The following is a 13,560-nucleotide window of genomic DNA, read 5'->3' as shown; positions in this document are numbered from 1 at the left end:
CCGCGTGCTGGCTTGAGCACGTCGGCTCCGTTAGCATCTGCGTTTTTCTTGCAAGGTGGTCGCGTCATGAAAATCGTCTCGTTCAATATCAATGGCCTTCGCGCGCGACCGCACCAATTGGCTGCCTTGATCGAAAAGCACCGCCCCGATGTGATCGGGCTACAAGAGACCAAGGTGGCTGACGATCAGTTTCCTGTAGAAAGCATCCGCGACCTTGGGTATCACGTTCATATCCATGGCCAGAAGGGCCACTATGGCGTAGCGCTCCTGTCGCTCAAGCCCCCGTTGGCTCTAGAGAAGGGGTTTGAAGGGGATGACGAAACCGCACAACGCCGGTTTATCCAGGGCCAGTATGAAGACCACAATGGCAACGCCATCACGGTCATGAACGGCTATTTTCCTCAAGGGGAAAGCCGTGATCACCCTACCAAGTTCCCCGCGAAGTCTAAGTTCTATGCCGACCTGCAACGGCTGCTGGAGAATCGCTACCAGCCATCGCAACCGGTAGTGGTGATGGGGGATATGAACATTTCACCCGAAGACGGCGATATAGGTATTGGTCCGGAAAACATCAAGCGCTGGTTGCGCACGGGCAAATGCAGCTTTTTGCCAGAAGAGCGTGAATGGCTTGGGCGGCTAAGGCAGTGGGGCCTGGTGGATACCTGGCGCCACCTGAACCCTGACGTCAGCGACCTCTACAGCTGGTTCGATTACCGCAGCCGTGGCTTCGAGGACGTTCCAAAACGCGGCCTGAGAATTGACCTGATACTGGCCTCCACCGGGCTATTGCCTCGTGTAAAAGGCACCGGGATCGACCATGAGTTGCGAGGCATGGACAAGCCGTCCGACCACGCCCCCATATGGCTGGAGCTAGCATAAGGGCGGATCAGCAGTCACGGCTAATACCCGCATGCCGGTGGCCGCCGGGCTGCCCTTGGTTTCAACCGGCAGGGCGATAACGCTCCAATTCATGCCGGGCGATAGCGGCACGGTGTACTTCGTCAGGGCCGTCGGCCAGGCGCAGGCTGCGCTGCATGGCATACATATAGGCCAAGGGCGTGTCACCGCCTACCCCTGCAGCGCCGTGCAGCTGGATAGCCCGGTCGATCACGCGGAGTGCAACATTAGGGGCTACTACCTTTATCTGGGCAATTTCACTGCGTGCCACCTTGTTGCCGACCGTGTCCATCATGTAGGCGGCGCGCAACGTGAGCAGGCGTGCCATATCAATTTCCACGCGCGACTCGGCAATCAGGTCGCCGTTGCCCCCCAGCATTGCCAAGGGTTTTCCAAACGCCTCACGTGAAAGGCCACGCTGGCACGCCAGCTCCAGCGCTCGCTCGGCCATGCCCAGCGAGCGCATGCAGTGGTGAATCCGGCCTGGGCCTAACCGGCCCTGGGCAATCTCGAACCCCCTTCCCGGCCCTAGTATCACGTTGTTCAGCGGCACTTTGACCTGCTCGAACAGGACTTCAGCATGCCCGTGGGGCGCATCGTCGTAACCGAATACCGACAATGGCCGGACCACCCGCAGCCCCGGCGTATCCATGGGTACGAGCACCATGGAATGCTGGCAATGACGCGGCGCACCAGGGTAAGTAAGGCCCATGAAAATGATCACGCGGCACCGAGGATCACAGGCGCCGGAGGTCCACCACTTACGTCCGTTCAATACCCAATGGCTCCCCTCCTGGATCGCGGTAGCACGCATATTGGTAGCGTCGCACGAGGCAACATCCGGCTCGCTCATGGCGAAAGCCGAACGGATGTCTCCACTCAACAGAGGCTCCAGCCACTGTCGCTTCTGCTCGGCCGTTCCGTAGCGCACCAGTACTTCCATATTGCCCGTATCGGGCGCTGAGCAATTGAAAGGCTCAGAGCCCAACACCGAGCGCCCCATCAGTTCCGCGAGCGGGGCATATTCCAGGTTGGTCAAGCCTGCCCCAAACTCGGACTTGGGAAGAAAGAGGTTCCACAACCCCTCATCACGCGCCTGGCGCTTGAGTGCCTCCATGGTCGCCGTAGGTTGCCACCGGTTACCTTGGGCCAGCTCTTGAAGAAAACAGGCCTCTGCCGGTACGACATGCGTGGCCATGAAACGCGCAACCTGCGCGCGCAGTGCTTGAACCCGAGGGGAATACGCGAAGTCCATGTAACGCTCGCCTAAAACACAACTGTTGGCCGGAGCGAATGATCCTAGGGCGCACTCGTATCATTTGGCGAGCCTATTATCCTGGTATATAAACATTCATAAGTAACATCAAGCCCATCAGGGACAACAGTGAGCCGAGCATGAACCTGAGCAAGATCGACCTGAACCTGTTCGTCGTCTTTGATGCGATCTACACCGAAGCCAACCTTACCCGCGCCGGTCAGATTGTAGGCATCACCCAACCTGCGGTCTCCAATGCACTGGCGCGGTTGCGGGAAACCTTCAACGATCCGCTGTTCGTGCGCACAGCTCAAGGCATGGTGCCGACGCCCATGGCGCAGAACATTGTTGGGGATGTCCGAAACGCGTTGTCCCTGCTGCGCGTGTCTGTTCAGGAAAGCCGAGTATTCAACCCAGCCGATGCCGGCAAGACCTTTCGCATCAGCATGGCTGACCTCATAGAAGCCGTGGTGTTACCGCCCCTGATGCGCCGGCTTCGCCGCCACGCGCCGGCGCTGGTGATTGAAAGTTTCCTGTGCAAGCGGCGAGATACCACCAAGGAGCTGGCCGCAGGCCGGTTGGACTTTGCTGTAGATGCGCCGTTGAATACCGACCCGCAGGTCAGGCACGTGAAGCTGACAGAAGACCGCTATGTCTGTGCAATGCGCCGGGGCCACCCCCTGGAGGGCAAACCACTTACCCTTGAGGGATACCTGGCCCAAGGGCACATTCATATCTCCAGCCGCCGAAACGGGCTAGGTGAAGTAGACCTGGCACTAGGCAAGATGGGCCGGCAGCGCAAGATCACTTTGCGCTCCCAGCACTACATGATGGCGGCCCAGGTGCTGCAGCAGACCGACATGGTCATTACAGTGCCTGAGCGTTTTGCCAGGCGGCATGACTTGCCTTTCACCCCATTGCCTCTGCCAAGCGTAAATACCATAGAAACCCATTTGTACTGGCACGAAAGTACCGACCAGGACCCTGCCAACAGGTGGATGCGCGAGCAGCTTATCGAGCTGTGCGCTGACATCATGGCACCTGAACAGAGGGCCGCCAGCCCTGCCCCGGTGGTTGGGTGAAACAAGTGTTACCTGTGGTCCGCCAACAGGACTTGGAACGGGTAACCTGGAAACACCTGGCACCTGCACAGGACCAAGGCGCAACCTGAGGCTGTGGGCAACCTATTGAATTCATTGACTTTCAGTAAGTTGGCACGCCACCTGCTATATCTCTGGCACAACAACAAGAAAAACCCTGTACCCATAATAAAAACAACACGAACGGCTCTGGCATAACAAGAACAACCGCGGCAGAGACGAAGCCAGCAGATTTTTTTGAGGAGGATGTGTTTTCCAAGGCTTTGCCCACCACTGACCACACAAGAATAAAACTGCCCTGAGGCAGCCGGTGCGAAGTTGGACTTGAGGTGAAGGCGGATCAGCGCTCAAAAAAATACGTTTGCTATTAGGCCTGACTGGGGCCTGCGATACCTGCACGGGCTCGCCACTCAAAAACAATAACAGGCAGCCTGAAAACAATAAGAACAGCGATCGCGACACACCTTGAGGGGAGCTTCGGCTCCCCTCTCTGCATTCGATCAAGCCAGTACCAGCATCGCTCTTACCACTGTGCCCTTCACCTGCCAACCGTCTTCCCAGCTCAGCACTGGCCAGGTTGGGTTCAACGCACGCAGGTAACGGCGCCCACCCTCTTCCCTGAGCTCACGAAAAACAGCTTGTTGCTGGTTCGGTACGCTTACCAGTACTAGGTGGCCGACTTCAGGGCTCATGAAAGGGTCAACCAGAATCAACGAGCCTGCGGGTACGCTTCTGCCATGGGCTGCGCTCATGCTTTCTCCAGTGACTTCCAGCCAGAACGCTGGCCCGGCCGCCTGGTAGTCCGACAGGTAGCTAAGGCCAGTGCTGTAGGCCGCAATAGAAGGCTTGTCGTCCGCAGCCGCCGCCCATTTCAGCAAGGGATAGCGAAAGCCCGGCTGAGTGAGCACCCCGGGTGGCATGCCCTCAGAAGCCCCAAGGTCGTAGCGGCCAGACTGTTCATTCACGCGCAGCACCTGAACGACTTCCAGGTCTTTCTCGCCCAGCTCTCTGAGAATGCGGTTCATGGTATCCAGGTCTGGCTTGCGCCTGCCACTGAGCCAGTGGTTGATCGCGCCTTGGGAGCAATTGACACGTTCTGCCAGCTGTTCCTGTGTCAGGCGCCGCTGGCGCATTCTGTCTTTGACTATATCGATCCAAGTGTCCATGGCGCGTACCTTACTGGCCGAAATGCCAAGAGCCATACATCCTCTGTAATAGATTATCGGCTCGATCACTACTGTCCGTAATTTATACTGCGACCTGCCTGTTTCGCCTACTGCCTATGGAGCCTCTATGCCGGCCATGCCTACACATCCAACGTTCGAGGCTTCATCCCTCGCTGCCTCGCTGCCACTGTCCGAGGTGCTTGCTCACGCTGACGCTTTGTTACATTGTGCCTCTGCCGTGGCCTATGAAAGTGCTGACCAGCAACATGGGCAAGCTCGGCACCTGGCACTGAGTGTGGTGCATTTGGTGGACATGGCCAGGGCACTCGTGGTGCGCAGCCTGGAACAGCCTGCCGATGGGAACGATGCACCACCCACCCCGGCCAGCGAGTAATGGGTGAAGGGGTGAGCCAAGGCAAGTAGCAGGTGTACACTTCGATTTTGTTCTCGAGCGAAAACCCCCATGCATGCCACGGCTACCCGTATCGATATTCACGCGAATTTTGACACCGGAAACATTCAGGTACTGGACACTACCGACCCGGCCAACCTCCGCCTGGCCATCCGCCCGGACGGCCAGAGCGCGCACCTGCAATGGTTTCACTTCCGTGCCGAGGGGCTTACCCTCGGCCAGCAATATACCTTCGTGCTTGGCAACGCCAGCCAGTCCTCCTACCCCAATGCCTGGTCAGGCTACCAGGCTGTTGCCTCGGTCGACGGCGAGCAGTGGTTCAGGGTACCGACCCACTACGATGGGCAATCCCTGAAATTCAGCACCGAAGCACAAGGCACGGCTATGTCGTTCGCCTACTTCGAGCCCTACCGTGAAGCGCGCCATCAGGCCTTGCTGGAGCGCGCTCGTCAGGTAGTGGGCATGGAGCAATTGGCGGTCGGCCATTCGCTTGAGGGCCGAGTGTTACCGCTTTTCCGGATGGGAAACGGGGCCGCACACAAGCGCAAGGTATGGCTGATCGCACAGCAGCACCCTGGGGAGCACATGGCCGAATGGTTTATGGAAGGCATTGTCACCGCATTGGAGCGTGCCGAACCGTGGATGCAGACGCTGTTGCAACAGGTGGAGCTCTACCTGATCCTGAACATGAACCCTGATGGCGCGTTCCATGGCCACTTGCGCACCAATGCGGCTGGGAGGGACCTCAACCGTGCCTGGCAGAACGCAACGCCTGAGGAAACGCCTGAAGTCCACTTTGCGTTGCAGCATATGGTGCACTACGGGGTCGATCTGTTCATTGACGCCCATGGCGACGAAGAGATTCCCCACGTGTTTACCGCCGCCTGCGAAGGCAACCCTGGGTATACCCCACGTATCGCCCGCCTGGAAGCCCGGTTTCGCCAAGCGCTGTGCGAGCAGACTCCCGATTTCCAGCAGGTGCATGGCTATACACGAGATGAGCCAGGCCAGGCCAACATGACACTGGCCTGCAATGCTATAGGTCAACGTTTTGATTGCCTGTCGATGACCCTGGAAATGCCTTTCAAGGATCACCTGGACGCGCCCAATACCCAGACGGGTTGGTCAGGCGCGCGCTCGGCGCAATTGGCGCAAGACATGCTCAAGGTCATCAGCACCCTCGCCCCTATGCTTCGCGACTGATCAACAGCGCAGGCGGGAATAAACCGGCCAAAGGGGCGTCTAGCTGATTCGCCCCGCTATGCGTGATGCCATGAACGACCTTGAGGATTCACTTCGTGAGCTGTTGCCTCGGCTGCGGCGCTTCGCACTGTCGCTAACCCGCAACAGCCACGACGCTGAGGACTTGGTGCAGGCTACATTGGAGCGTGCGCTCACGCGGTGGAAAGGCAAGCGCGCAGACGGTGACCTTCGGGCGTGGCTGTTTTCGATCCTTTACCGTCGGTTCGTAGACAGCCATCGCAGCGCCAAGCGCTATGCCAGCATGCTGGCGCTGTTTAGCCAACGTGATGATGCTCTGCCATCCGCTGAACGCACCGTCGTGGCCCAGGCAGCACTGGGCGCCTTCAATCAGTTGAAGCCAGAGCAGCGAGCACTGCTGTTCGCCATCACGGTAGAAGGGCTTTCCTACCAACAGGCCGCCGTGATGCTGGAACTGCCCCTGGGCACCGTCATGTCGCGGCTTTCCCGTGCCCGCAAAGCGCTACACAAACTCACTGACGGTGATATCACCTCACCTGCCCTGCGGATTTACAAATGATCGCCCTGCCCCCTAGCGAACATGACCTTCATGCCTACGTTGATCAGCACTTAAGTGCAGCGGACCGCCAGCGGCTGGAGGCTTGGCTGGCCGAACACCCCGAAACAGCCAAGGAGGTGCAAGCGTGGCAACGTGATGCCAACCGCCTGCGGGCTGCGTGGAGCGGCCCTCTTCAAAGCCTGATAGACAGCCCTCTGGACCCTGCGATTCTCAAGCGCCGGGTGTGGCAGCGACGCTCCCGTCGACTGGCACAGGCCGCCGTGCTGGTGATCGCTATAGGCGCCGGCGCTGTAGGCGGGTGGCAAGCACGTGGCCCTGACAGCACGCGGCTGGCTGCGGCGCCAATGACCGATGCCCTTCAAGCGTATCGCCTGTTTGCCGTGCAAGGCGTGTTGCCCGCCGATTACACCACACAGCAGCGTCACGACCTCCAGGCCTGGCTTGACCGGTATTTCAACCACGCGCAGCGCTTGCCGGACCTGTCCGCGGCCGGGTTCGAGCCTGGAAGCGCACGCCTTCTCAACACCGACCAAGGGCCTGCTGTCATGGTGATGTATACCAACGCCCGTGGCGAGCATGCCAGTTTCTATGTCAGGCCACCGGGGCCGGGTTATCACAGGCTGCCGCGTGGTACGCGCAGGGATGGCGAACTGCAGGCCGATTATTGGTCAGACCGCACCTACAACTACGCCATGGTCAGCAGCGTAGGGCTATCGACCCGTCAGGCACTCGAACAGGCCATGGGTGAAGGCATCTAGGGTTTGTACGAAAAGTCGGCGAGCGAAGGCCAAGCAAGGAAAAAGCCAGCGAGGAAGCGGAGTTTACTGGCTGTAAATGAGCATTCCGAGCTGGCTTTTGACACAGCATGGGCGAGCGCAGCCACTTTTCGTACAAAGCCCAGCTTATAATCGGCGCCCTCAACGTTATACCGAGACAGCGCCGATGACAGCCCTGGCCATCCACCTCTTCACGATCCACCCTCAAGATAAGGGCCACATAGCGAGCCGCAGCTCTCTGGGCCAAGGGCCTCGCAGGCCTGTAACAGCATGACCGCACTCGAACGCTTGCGCGCCGGCGCGATGGCCGGTGCCACCCGGCTGGACCTTCAATTGGGGTTGGCAGAAGTACCCCACGACGTACTGGGCCTGGCCGATACGCTGGAAGTACTCAACCTTAGCGGTAATCGCCTGACTACCTTGCCTGCGTGGCTGCCTCAGTTGAAGCGGTTGAAAGTGATTTTCTGTTCGGGCAACCCTTTCAAGCGGCTGCCCGAAGTGCTGGGCTTGTGCCCGGCCTTGGAGATGATTGGGTTCAAAGGGTGCGAGCTGGTCGACATACCCGCAGCCTCACTACCTGGCACGCTCCGTTGGCTGATCCTGACGGACAACCATATTACGCATTTGCCCGACGTGTTCGATCGCTGCCCTGGCTTGCAAAAACTGATGCTGGCCGGTAACCGGCTAACTGCGTTGGCCCCTACCCTGGAAACCTGCGGCCAACTGGAATTGTTGCGCATCGCCTGTAATCAGTTAGAGCGCCTGCCGGCCGAACTGCTCACGCTGCCCAGGTTGGCGTGGCTGGCCTGTGCGGGTAACCGTTTTTCCAATGTGCCGGCGTTCGAGCGTGATGGCGCTCCGGTGCTTTGGAACACGTTAACGCTGCAACATACCCTTGGCGAAGGCGCGTCAGGAACGGTGTACCGTGCTTTGCTGCCTACAGGGGCGCCGGTAGCTGTGAAGTGTTTCAAGGGGCACCGCACCAGTGACGGCTCACCAGAAGATGAACTGGCAGCCTGCTTGCACGCTGGCAATCACCCCAGCCTGGTGCCTTTGCGAGGCCGGCTGGAGGGGCATCCTACGGGGTTGCCTGGGCTTGTAATGGACCTGATCGACCCGGCCTACCGCGTGTTGGCAGGGCCACCTAGCCTGAGCAGCTGTACCCGCGATAGCTACACACCAGGCTTGCACCTCGAACGCGCCACGGCCCACGCCCTGCTCACCAGCATCGCAGGCGCTGCACGCCATCTCCATGCACGGGGTGTGATGCATGGCGACCTGTACGGGCACAACGTGCTGTATAGAGAGGATGGTCACGCGCTGCTGGGGGACTTCGGTGCTGCTTGCCGGTATGTACCCGACGCAGGCCCGTTCGCACGGGGCCTGGAGGCTTTGGAAGTACGAGCATTCGGGATACTGCTGGAGGAAGTGGCCATGCGATGCGCGGAGGCACCGGCCGACTGGACCGCATTGAGCGTTGCCTGCCAACAACCGGACCCTACAGCCCGGCCGCTATTTAACGACGTGGAGCACCGGTTGCTCGCAGGCTAAAGGTTGTAAGCCGCTGACAGTGCCACCAACAGCGGGCGCTTGCCTGCGAATGCACTTGTTAACCGGCCAAGCCTACGTAAACGTTCTGGACGTCGTCGTGGCCATCGATCGCGTCCAGGAACGCCTCGACATCGGCCAATTGAGCTTCATCCGACAGCGCGACCGGGTTCTTGGCAACGTAGCCGATCTTGGCAGACAGCACCGTAAAGCCTTGCTCCGGCAGGGCCTTCTGGACCGCATCCACATCCGTGGCTTCAGTCAGGAACAAGGTAGCGCCCTCTTCGGCTGGCTCGAAATCCTGGGCACCGGCCTCGATTGCGGCCAGTTCGGGATCGGCGTCGGCTGTGTGAGGCGCCGCCTCGATCATGCCTAGGTGGCTGAAATCCCACGATACAGAGCCTTCAGCACCCAGCTGGCCTTTGCGGAACAGTACACGGATTTCCGCCACAGTACGCTTTACGTTGTCAGTCAGGCATTCCACGATCACAGGCACCTGGTGAGGGGCAAACCCTTCGTATTTCACCAAGGTGTACTGAACGGCTTCGCCACTGAGGCCTGCCCCTTTATTGATGGCACGCTCAAGGGTGTCACGGGGCATGGAAGCTTTTTTAGCCTGCTCCACTGCCAAGCGCAGGCGCGGGTTCATGTCAGGGTCTGCACCAGCACGGGCAGCAATCTGGATTTCCTTGGCCAGCTTGCCAAAAATACGCCCTTTGGCGTTGGCTGCTGCTTCTCTGTGTTTTGCTTTCCACTGTGCGCCCATGGCTCATCTCTTTGTTCGTGTTTCAGGTACTGGCCTGAGTAGCCAATGCCGGGGATCGTCAGTCTATACGATTGCGCAGCCTGGAAAAAACAAAGGCCACCCGAAGGTGGCCTCTGCCTGCAGCGAGCGGTGAATTACTTCACAGCCCAGCCTGTCAGTTCGGCCAAGGCCTTACCGATGTCCGCCAGCGAACGCACGGTTTTAACGCCAGCGTCCTGCAAGGCAGCAAACTTCTCGTCTGCAGTGCCTTTACCGCCGGAGATGATTGCGCCAGCGTGGCCCATACGCTTGCCAGGCGGTGCAGTAACACCGGCAATGTACGAAACAACAGGCTTGGTTACGTTAGCCTTGATGAAGGCAGCGGCTTCTTCTTCAGCCGAACCACCGATTTCGCCGATCATCACGATCGCCTCGGTTTTCGGGTCTTCCTGGAACAGCTTCAGGATGTCGATGAAGGTAGAGCCTGGGATCGGGTCGCCACCGATACCTACGCAGGTGGACTGACCGAAACCGGCGTCAGTGGTCTGCTTGACCGCTTCGTAGGTCAGGGTGCCGGAGCGGGAAACGATACCCACTTTGCCTGGCAAGTGAATGTGACCTGGCATGATGCCGATCTTGCATTCGCCTGGGGTGATGACACCTGGGCAGTTCGGGCCGATCAGGCGTACGCCCAGCTCGTCGCACTTCACCTTGGCGTCCAGCATGTCCAGGGTAGGAATGCCTTCGGTAATGCAGACGATCAGCTTGATGCCGCCGAACGCCGCTTCAAGGATGGAATCCTTGCAGAACGGAGCCGGTACGTAGATGACCGAAGCCTCAGCGCCGGTGACTTCTACCGCTTCCTTGACCGTGTTGAACACGGGCAGGTTAAGGTGGGTAGTGCCGCCCTTGCCTGGGGTCACGCCGCCAACCATCTTGGTGCCGTAGGCGATGGCTTGTTCGGAGTGGAAGGTACCCTGCGAGCCGGTGAAGCCCTGGCAGATGACTTTGGTGTCTTTATTGATCAGGACGCTCATTACTTGCCCTCCGCGGCTTTGACGACTTGTTGAGCAGCGTCGGTCAGGCTGGTAGCCGCGATAATGTTCAAACCACTTTCTGCGAGCACCTTGGCGCCCAGTTCAGCGTTGTTGCCTTCAAGGCGAACCACTACCGGGATTTTCACGCCGACTTCTTTCACCGCGCCGATGATGCCTTCGGCAATCATGTCGCAACGAACGATACCGCCGAAGATGTTAACCAGTACTGCAGCGACGTTGGCGTCGGACAGAATGATCTTGAACGCTTCGGTCACACGTTCCTTGGTGGCGCCACCGCCTACGTCGAGGAAGTTGGCTGGCTTGCCGCCATGCAGGTTGACGATGTCCATGGTGCCCATGGCCAGGCCAGCGCCGTTGACCATGCAGCCGATGTTGCCTTCCAGGGCAACGTAGTTCAGTTCGAACTTGGCAGCGTGGGCTTCGCGCGGGTCGTCCTGGGACGGGTCATGGAACGTCTTGAGCTTTGGCTGACGGTACATGGCGTTGGCGTCGATGTTGATCTTGGCATCCAGGCAGTGCAGGTCGCCGTCAGCCTTGATCACCAGCGGGTTCACTTCCAGCAGGGCCAGGTCGTGGTCCTTGAACAGCTTGGCCAGGCCAGTGAAGATCTTGGCGAACTGAGCAACTTGCTTGCCTTCCAGGCCCAGCTGGAAAGCCAGGTCACGGCCCTGGAACGGCTGAGCGCCTACCAATGGGTCGACCGTAGCCTTGAGGATTTTTTCCGGCGTGTCGTGGGCGATCTTCTCGATGTCCACACCACCTTCGGTGGACGCCATGAATACGATGCGACGGCTCGCACGGTCAACAACAGCGCCCAGGTACAGTTCCTTGGCGATGTCGGTGCACGACTCGACCAGGATCTTGGTCACTGGCTGGCCATTGGCATCAGTTTGATAGGTGACCAGGCGCTTGCCCAGCCACTGCGCTGCGAACGCCTTGGCGTCTTCGCGGCTTTTGACCAGCTTGACGCCGCCGGCCTTGCCACGGCCACCGGCGTGGACCTGTGCCTTGACAACCCACTCGGTGCCGCCAATCTTGTCGCACGCTTCGGCTGCCGCTTCCGGGGTGTCTACTGCGAAACCTGTGGATACTGGCAGGCCGTATTCAGCGAACAGCTGCTTACCCTGATACTCGTGAAGGTTCATGCTTATTACCGTCTTCGTTAGGTACTGCGCTTTCGGCGCTGCACTCATGGGAGTGCCGCACCACCTGTGACTGCTGCCCGCGGCCATTACCTGGGATGCATAGCAAGCTTTGCATCCCAGGCTGTCGCGGGGTGAGTCCAGCGTGCGTTCCGCGGTGCGCCATAAGTGGCGTACGACGGGCAGCACACTGTGGTTTCTTGTTGTTTAACGCTTCTTGCGGTTGGCAATGTGAATGGCACCGCCATTCACGGCCAAGGCTGCTTCATGCAGCGCTTCGGACAAGGTAGGGTGGGAGAACACCATCATGCCGAGGTCTTCTGCACTGGTGCCGAATTCCATGCCGATAGCGCCTTGCTGTACCAGCTCGGCTGCGCTCGGGCCAATCACGTGAACGCCCAGCACGCGGTCAGTTTTCGCGTCGGCGATCACCTTGACGAAACCACCGGTGTCATTGGCCGCCATGGCACGGCCACTGGCCGCGAATGGGAAGGTCCCGACGTTGATTTCCACGCCTTCGGCTTTCAAGGTTTGCTCGGTCTTGCCTACCCATGCCACCTCTGGGTGGGTGTAGATAACCGATGGGATCAGGTCGTAGCTCATCGTGGCTTTGTGGCCCTTGATACGTTCTACCACCATGATGCCCTCCTCCGACGCCTTGTGCGCCAGCATCAGGCCGCGTACCACGTCACCGATGGCATATACGCCAGGCACGCTGGTAGCGCAGTAATCATCGACAAAGATGAAACCGCGCTCATCGATGTCCACGCCGCTGTCCGAAGCCAGCAGGTCAGTGGTCACCGGGCGACGGCCCACAGCGACGATCAGCTTATCGAAGACGATTTTCTGTTCGCCGTTGGCATCGGTGTAGGTCACTTCAACTTCTTCGCCCGTGACCTTGGAACCGGTGACGCGCGCGCCCAGCTTGATGTTCAAGCCTTGCTTGGTGAACGTCTTGAAGGCTTCCTTGGACACCGCTTCGTCAGCGGCTGGCAGGAATTTCTCCAAGGCCTCCAGCACGGTGACTTCAGCACCCAGGCGAGCCCAGACGGAACCCAGCTCCAGGCCGATAACACCGGCACCGATCACACCCAAGCGCTTGGGCACGGTCTGGAATTCCAAGGCGCCCGTGGAGTCCACGATGACGTTCTGATCCACCGGGGCGGGTGGAATGTCGATCGGGCGAGAACCGGATGCCAGGATCACATTGTCCGCTTCCACCACTTCAACGGTGCCATCTTTGCCCGTGACTTCAACCTTCTTGCCAGCAATCAGCTTGCCGTGGCCTTCCAGCAGGGTCACGCCGTTGGCTTTGAACAAGGTCGCCACGCCGCCGGTGAGGTTCTTCACGATCTGGGACTTGCGCCCGACCATTGCCGGCACGTCCATGCTCATGCCCGCATGGTTGATGCCATGGGCCTTGAAACCATGCTCGGCCTCGTGGAACTTCCAGGAACTGTCCAGCAGTGCCTTGGAGGGAATGCAGCCCACGTTCAGGCAAGTACCGCCTAGTGCGGTTTTGCCTTCCTTGTCCTGATATTTCTCGATACAGGCGGTTTTCAGGCCAAGCTGAGCCGCCTTGATGGCCGCTACGTAGCCACCAGGGCCGGCACCAATCACAACGACGTCGAATTTCTGGGTCATATGGGTTCCTTAGCGCTACAGGTTTCGAGCTACAAGC

At 59.3% G+C, this 13,560-nt stretch carries 13 protein-coding genes; 7 read left to right on the top strand and 6 right to left on the bottom strand.

Annotation, left to right across the window (positions count from 1 at the left end):
• The first annotated feature begins 66 nt into the window (after nt 1–66).
• Nucleotides 67–879: an exodeoxyribonuclease III gene (xthA, locus tag HBH25_RS00890; protein WP_168080572.1), complete on the top strand. Its 813-nt coding sequence runs from the start codon at nt 67–69 to the stop codon at nt 877–879.
• Nucleotides 880–940: 61 nt separating this feature from the next.
• Here the strand turns inward: xthA and HBH25_RS00885 are convergent, their stop codons facing one another.
• Nucleotides 941–2,152, bottom strand: a complete 1,212-nt coding sequence (locus tag HBH25_RS00885) for an acyl-CoA dehydrogenase family protein (protein ID WP_168080570.1) — start codon at nt 2,150–2,152, stop codon at nt 941–943.
• Between the two features lie 140 nt (nt 2,153–2,292).
• Between HBH25_RS00885 and HBH25_RS00880 the strand changes: the two genes are divergently transcribed.
• Complete coding sequence (locus HBH25_RS00880) at nt 2,293–3,234, top strand: LysR family transcriptional regulator (RefSeq protein ID WP_168080568.1); 942 nt, start codon at nt 2,293–2,295, stop codon at nt 3,232–3,234.
• Nucleotides 3,235–3,752: 518 nt separating this feature from the next.
• On the opposite strand, the gene HBH25_RS00875 is transcribed toward HBH25_RS00880, so the two are convergent.
• Nucleotides 3,753–4,418: a LexA family protein gene (locus tag HBH25_RS00875; RefSeq protein ID WP_168080566.1), complete on the bottom strand. Its 666-nt coding sequence runs from the start codon at nt 4,416–4,418 to the stop codon at nt 3,753–3,755.
• A gap of 127 nt (nt 4,419–4,545) precedes the next feature.
• Here HBH25_RS00875 and HBH25_RS00870 point away from each other — a divergent pair, with 127 nt between their 5' ends.
• From HBH25_RS00870 to HBH25_RS00850, 5 genes are all read left to right on the top strand, one after another.
• Nucleotides 4,546–4,812 (top strand): DUF6124 family protein, encoded by a 267-nt coding sequence (locus HBH25_RS00870; protein ID WP_168080564.1) that lies wholly within the window; start codon nt 4,546–4,548, stop codon nt 4,810–4,812.
• Nucleotides 4,813–4,881: 69 nt separating this feature from the next.
• Nucleotides 4,882–6,033: a M14 family metallopeptidase gene (locus tag HBH25_RS00865; RefSeq protein ID WP_168080562.1), complete on the top strand. Its 1,152-nt coding sequence runs from the start codon at nt 4,882–4,884 to the stop codon at nt 6,031–6,033.
• A gap of 70 nt (nt 6,034–6,103) precedes the next feature.
• Entirely contained in the window at nt 6,104–6,610 is a 507-nt protein-coding gene (locus tag HBH25_RS00860) for a sigma-70 family RNA polymerase sigma factor (protein ID WP_168080560.1), read from the top strand.
• Nucleotides 6,607–7,368 carry an anti-sigma factor family protein gene (locus HBH25_RS00855; protein ID WP_168080558.1) on the top strand — a complete coding sequence of 254 codons (762 nt, stop codon included), beginning with the start codon at nt 6,607–6,609 and terminating at the stop codon, nt 7,366–7,368. The genes HBH25_RS00860 and HBH25_RS00855 overlap by 4 nt, the downstream gene beginning before the upstream one ends.
• Nucleotides 7,369–7,656: 288 nt before the next feature.
• Nucleotides 7,657–8,937 carry a leucine-rich repeat-containing protein kinase family protein gene (locus tag HBH25_RS00850; protein ID WP_168080556.1) on the top strand — a complete coding sequence of 427 codons (1,281 nt, stop codon included), beginning with the start codon at nt 7,657–7,659 and terminating at the stop codon, nt 8,935–8,937.
• A 58-nt stretch (nt 8,938–8,995) separates the two neighbouring features.
• Here the strand turns inward: HBH25_RS00850 and HBH25_RS00845 are convergent, their stop codons facing one another.
• The 4 genes from HBH25_RS00845 to lpdA all read right to left on the bottom strand — a co-directional run bounded on the left by HBH25_RS00845 (nt 8,996) and on the right by lpdA (nt 13,523).
• Nucleotides 8,996–9,700 (bottom strand): YebC/PmpR family DNA-binding transcriptional regulator, encoded by a 705-nt coding sequence (locus tag HBH25_RS00845; RefSeq protein ID WP_168080554.1) that lies wholly within the window; start codon nt 9,698–9,700, stop codon nt 8,996–8,998.
• Nucleotides 9,701–9,834: 134 nt separating this feature from the next.
• The gene (gene sucD, locus HBH25_RS00840) at nt 9,835–10,716 is read right to left on the bottom strand and encodes a succinate--CoA ligase subunit alpha (protein WP_168080552.1); all 882 of its coding nucleotides are present in this window, start codon (nt 10,714–10,716) and stop codon (nt 9,835–9,837) included.
• Entirely contained in the window at nt 10,716–11,882 is a 1,167-nt protein-coding gene (sucC, locus tag HBH25_RS00835; RefSeq protein ID WP_168080550.1) for an ADP-forming succinate--CoA ligase subunit beta, read from the bottom strand. The genes sucD and sucC overlap by 1 nt, the downstream gene beginning before the upstream one ends.
• A 204-nt stretch (nt 11,883–12,086) precedes the next feature.
• Entirely contained in the window at nt 12,087–13,523 is a 1,437-nt protein-coding gene (lpdA, locus tag HBH25_RS00830; protein ID WP_168080548.1) for a dihydrolipoyl dehydrogenase, read from the bottom strand.
• Between the last annotated feature and the right edge of the window lie 37 nt (nt 13,524–13,560).

It is taken from the genome of Pseudomonas quercus, from assembly GCF_012033695.1.
Taxonomy (GTDB): domain Bacteria; phylum Pseudomonadota; class Gammaproteobacteria; order Pseudomonadales; family Pseudomonadaceae; genus Aquipseudomonas; species Aquipseudomonas quercus.
The sequence above is the reverse complement of the archived record's forward strand: the minus strand, read 5'-3'. Positions and strand labels throughout refer to the sequence as shown.

Coding starts and splice junctions, on each gene's coding strand:
- HBH25_RS00875 (WP_168080566.1), bottom strand. CDS start 4,418: ATGGACACTTGGATCGATATAGTCAAAGACAGAATGCGCCAGCGGCGC.
- HBH25_RS00850 (WP_168080556.1), top strand. CDS start 7,657: ATGACCGCACTCGAACGCTTGCGCGCCGGCGCGATGGCCGGTGCCACC.
- HBH25_RS00870 (WP_168080564.1), top strand. CDS start 4,546: ATGCCGGCCATGCCTACACATCCAACGTTCGAGGCTTCATCCCTCGCT.
- lpdA (WP_168080548.1), bottom strand. CDS start 13,523: ATGACCCAGAAATTCGACGTCGTTGTGATTGGTGCCGGCCCTGGTGGC.
- sucC (WP_168080550.1), bottom strand. CDS start 11,882: ATGAACCTTCACGAGTATCAGGGTAAGCAGCTGTTCGCTGAATACGGC.
- HBH25_RS00880 (WP_168080568.1), top strand. CDS start 2,293: ATGAACCTGAGCAAGATCGACCTGAACCTGTTCGTCGTCTTTGATGCG.
- sucD (WP_168080552.1), bottom strand. CDS start 10,716: ATGAGCGTCCTGATCAATAAAGACACCAAAGTCATCTGCCAGGGCTTC.
- HBH25_RS00845 (WP_168080554.1), bottom strand. CDS start 9,700: ATGGGCGCACAGTGGAAAGCAAAACACAGAGAAGCAGCAGCCAACGCC.
- xthA (WP_168080572.1), top strand. CDS start 67: ATGAAAATCGTCTCGTTCAATATCAATGGCCTTCGCGCGCGACCGCAC.
- HBH25_RS00885 (WP_168080570.1), bottom strand. CDS start 2,152: ATGGACTTCGCGTATTCCCCTCGGGTTCAAGCACTGCGCGCGCAGGTT.
- HBH25_RS00860 (WP_168080560.1), top strand. CDS start 6,104: ATGAACGACCTTGAGGATTCACTTCGTGAGCTGTTGCCTCGGCTGCGG.
- HBH25_RS00865 (WP_168080562.1), top strand. CDS start 4,882: ATGCATGCCACGGCTACCCGTATCGATATTCACGCGAATTTTGACACC.
- HBH25_RS00855 (WP_168080558.1), top strand. CDS start 6,607: ATGATCGCCCTGCCCCCTAGCGAACATGACCTTCATGCCTACGTTGAT.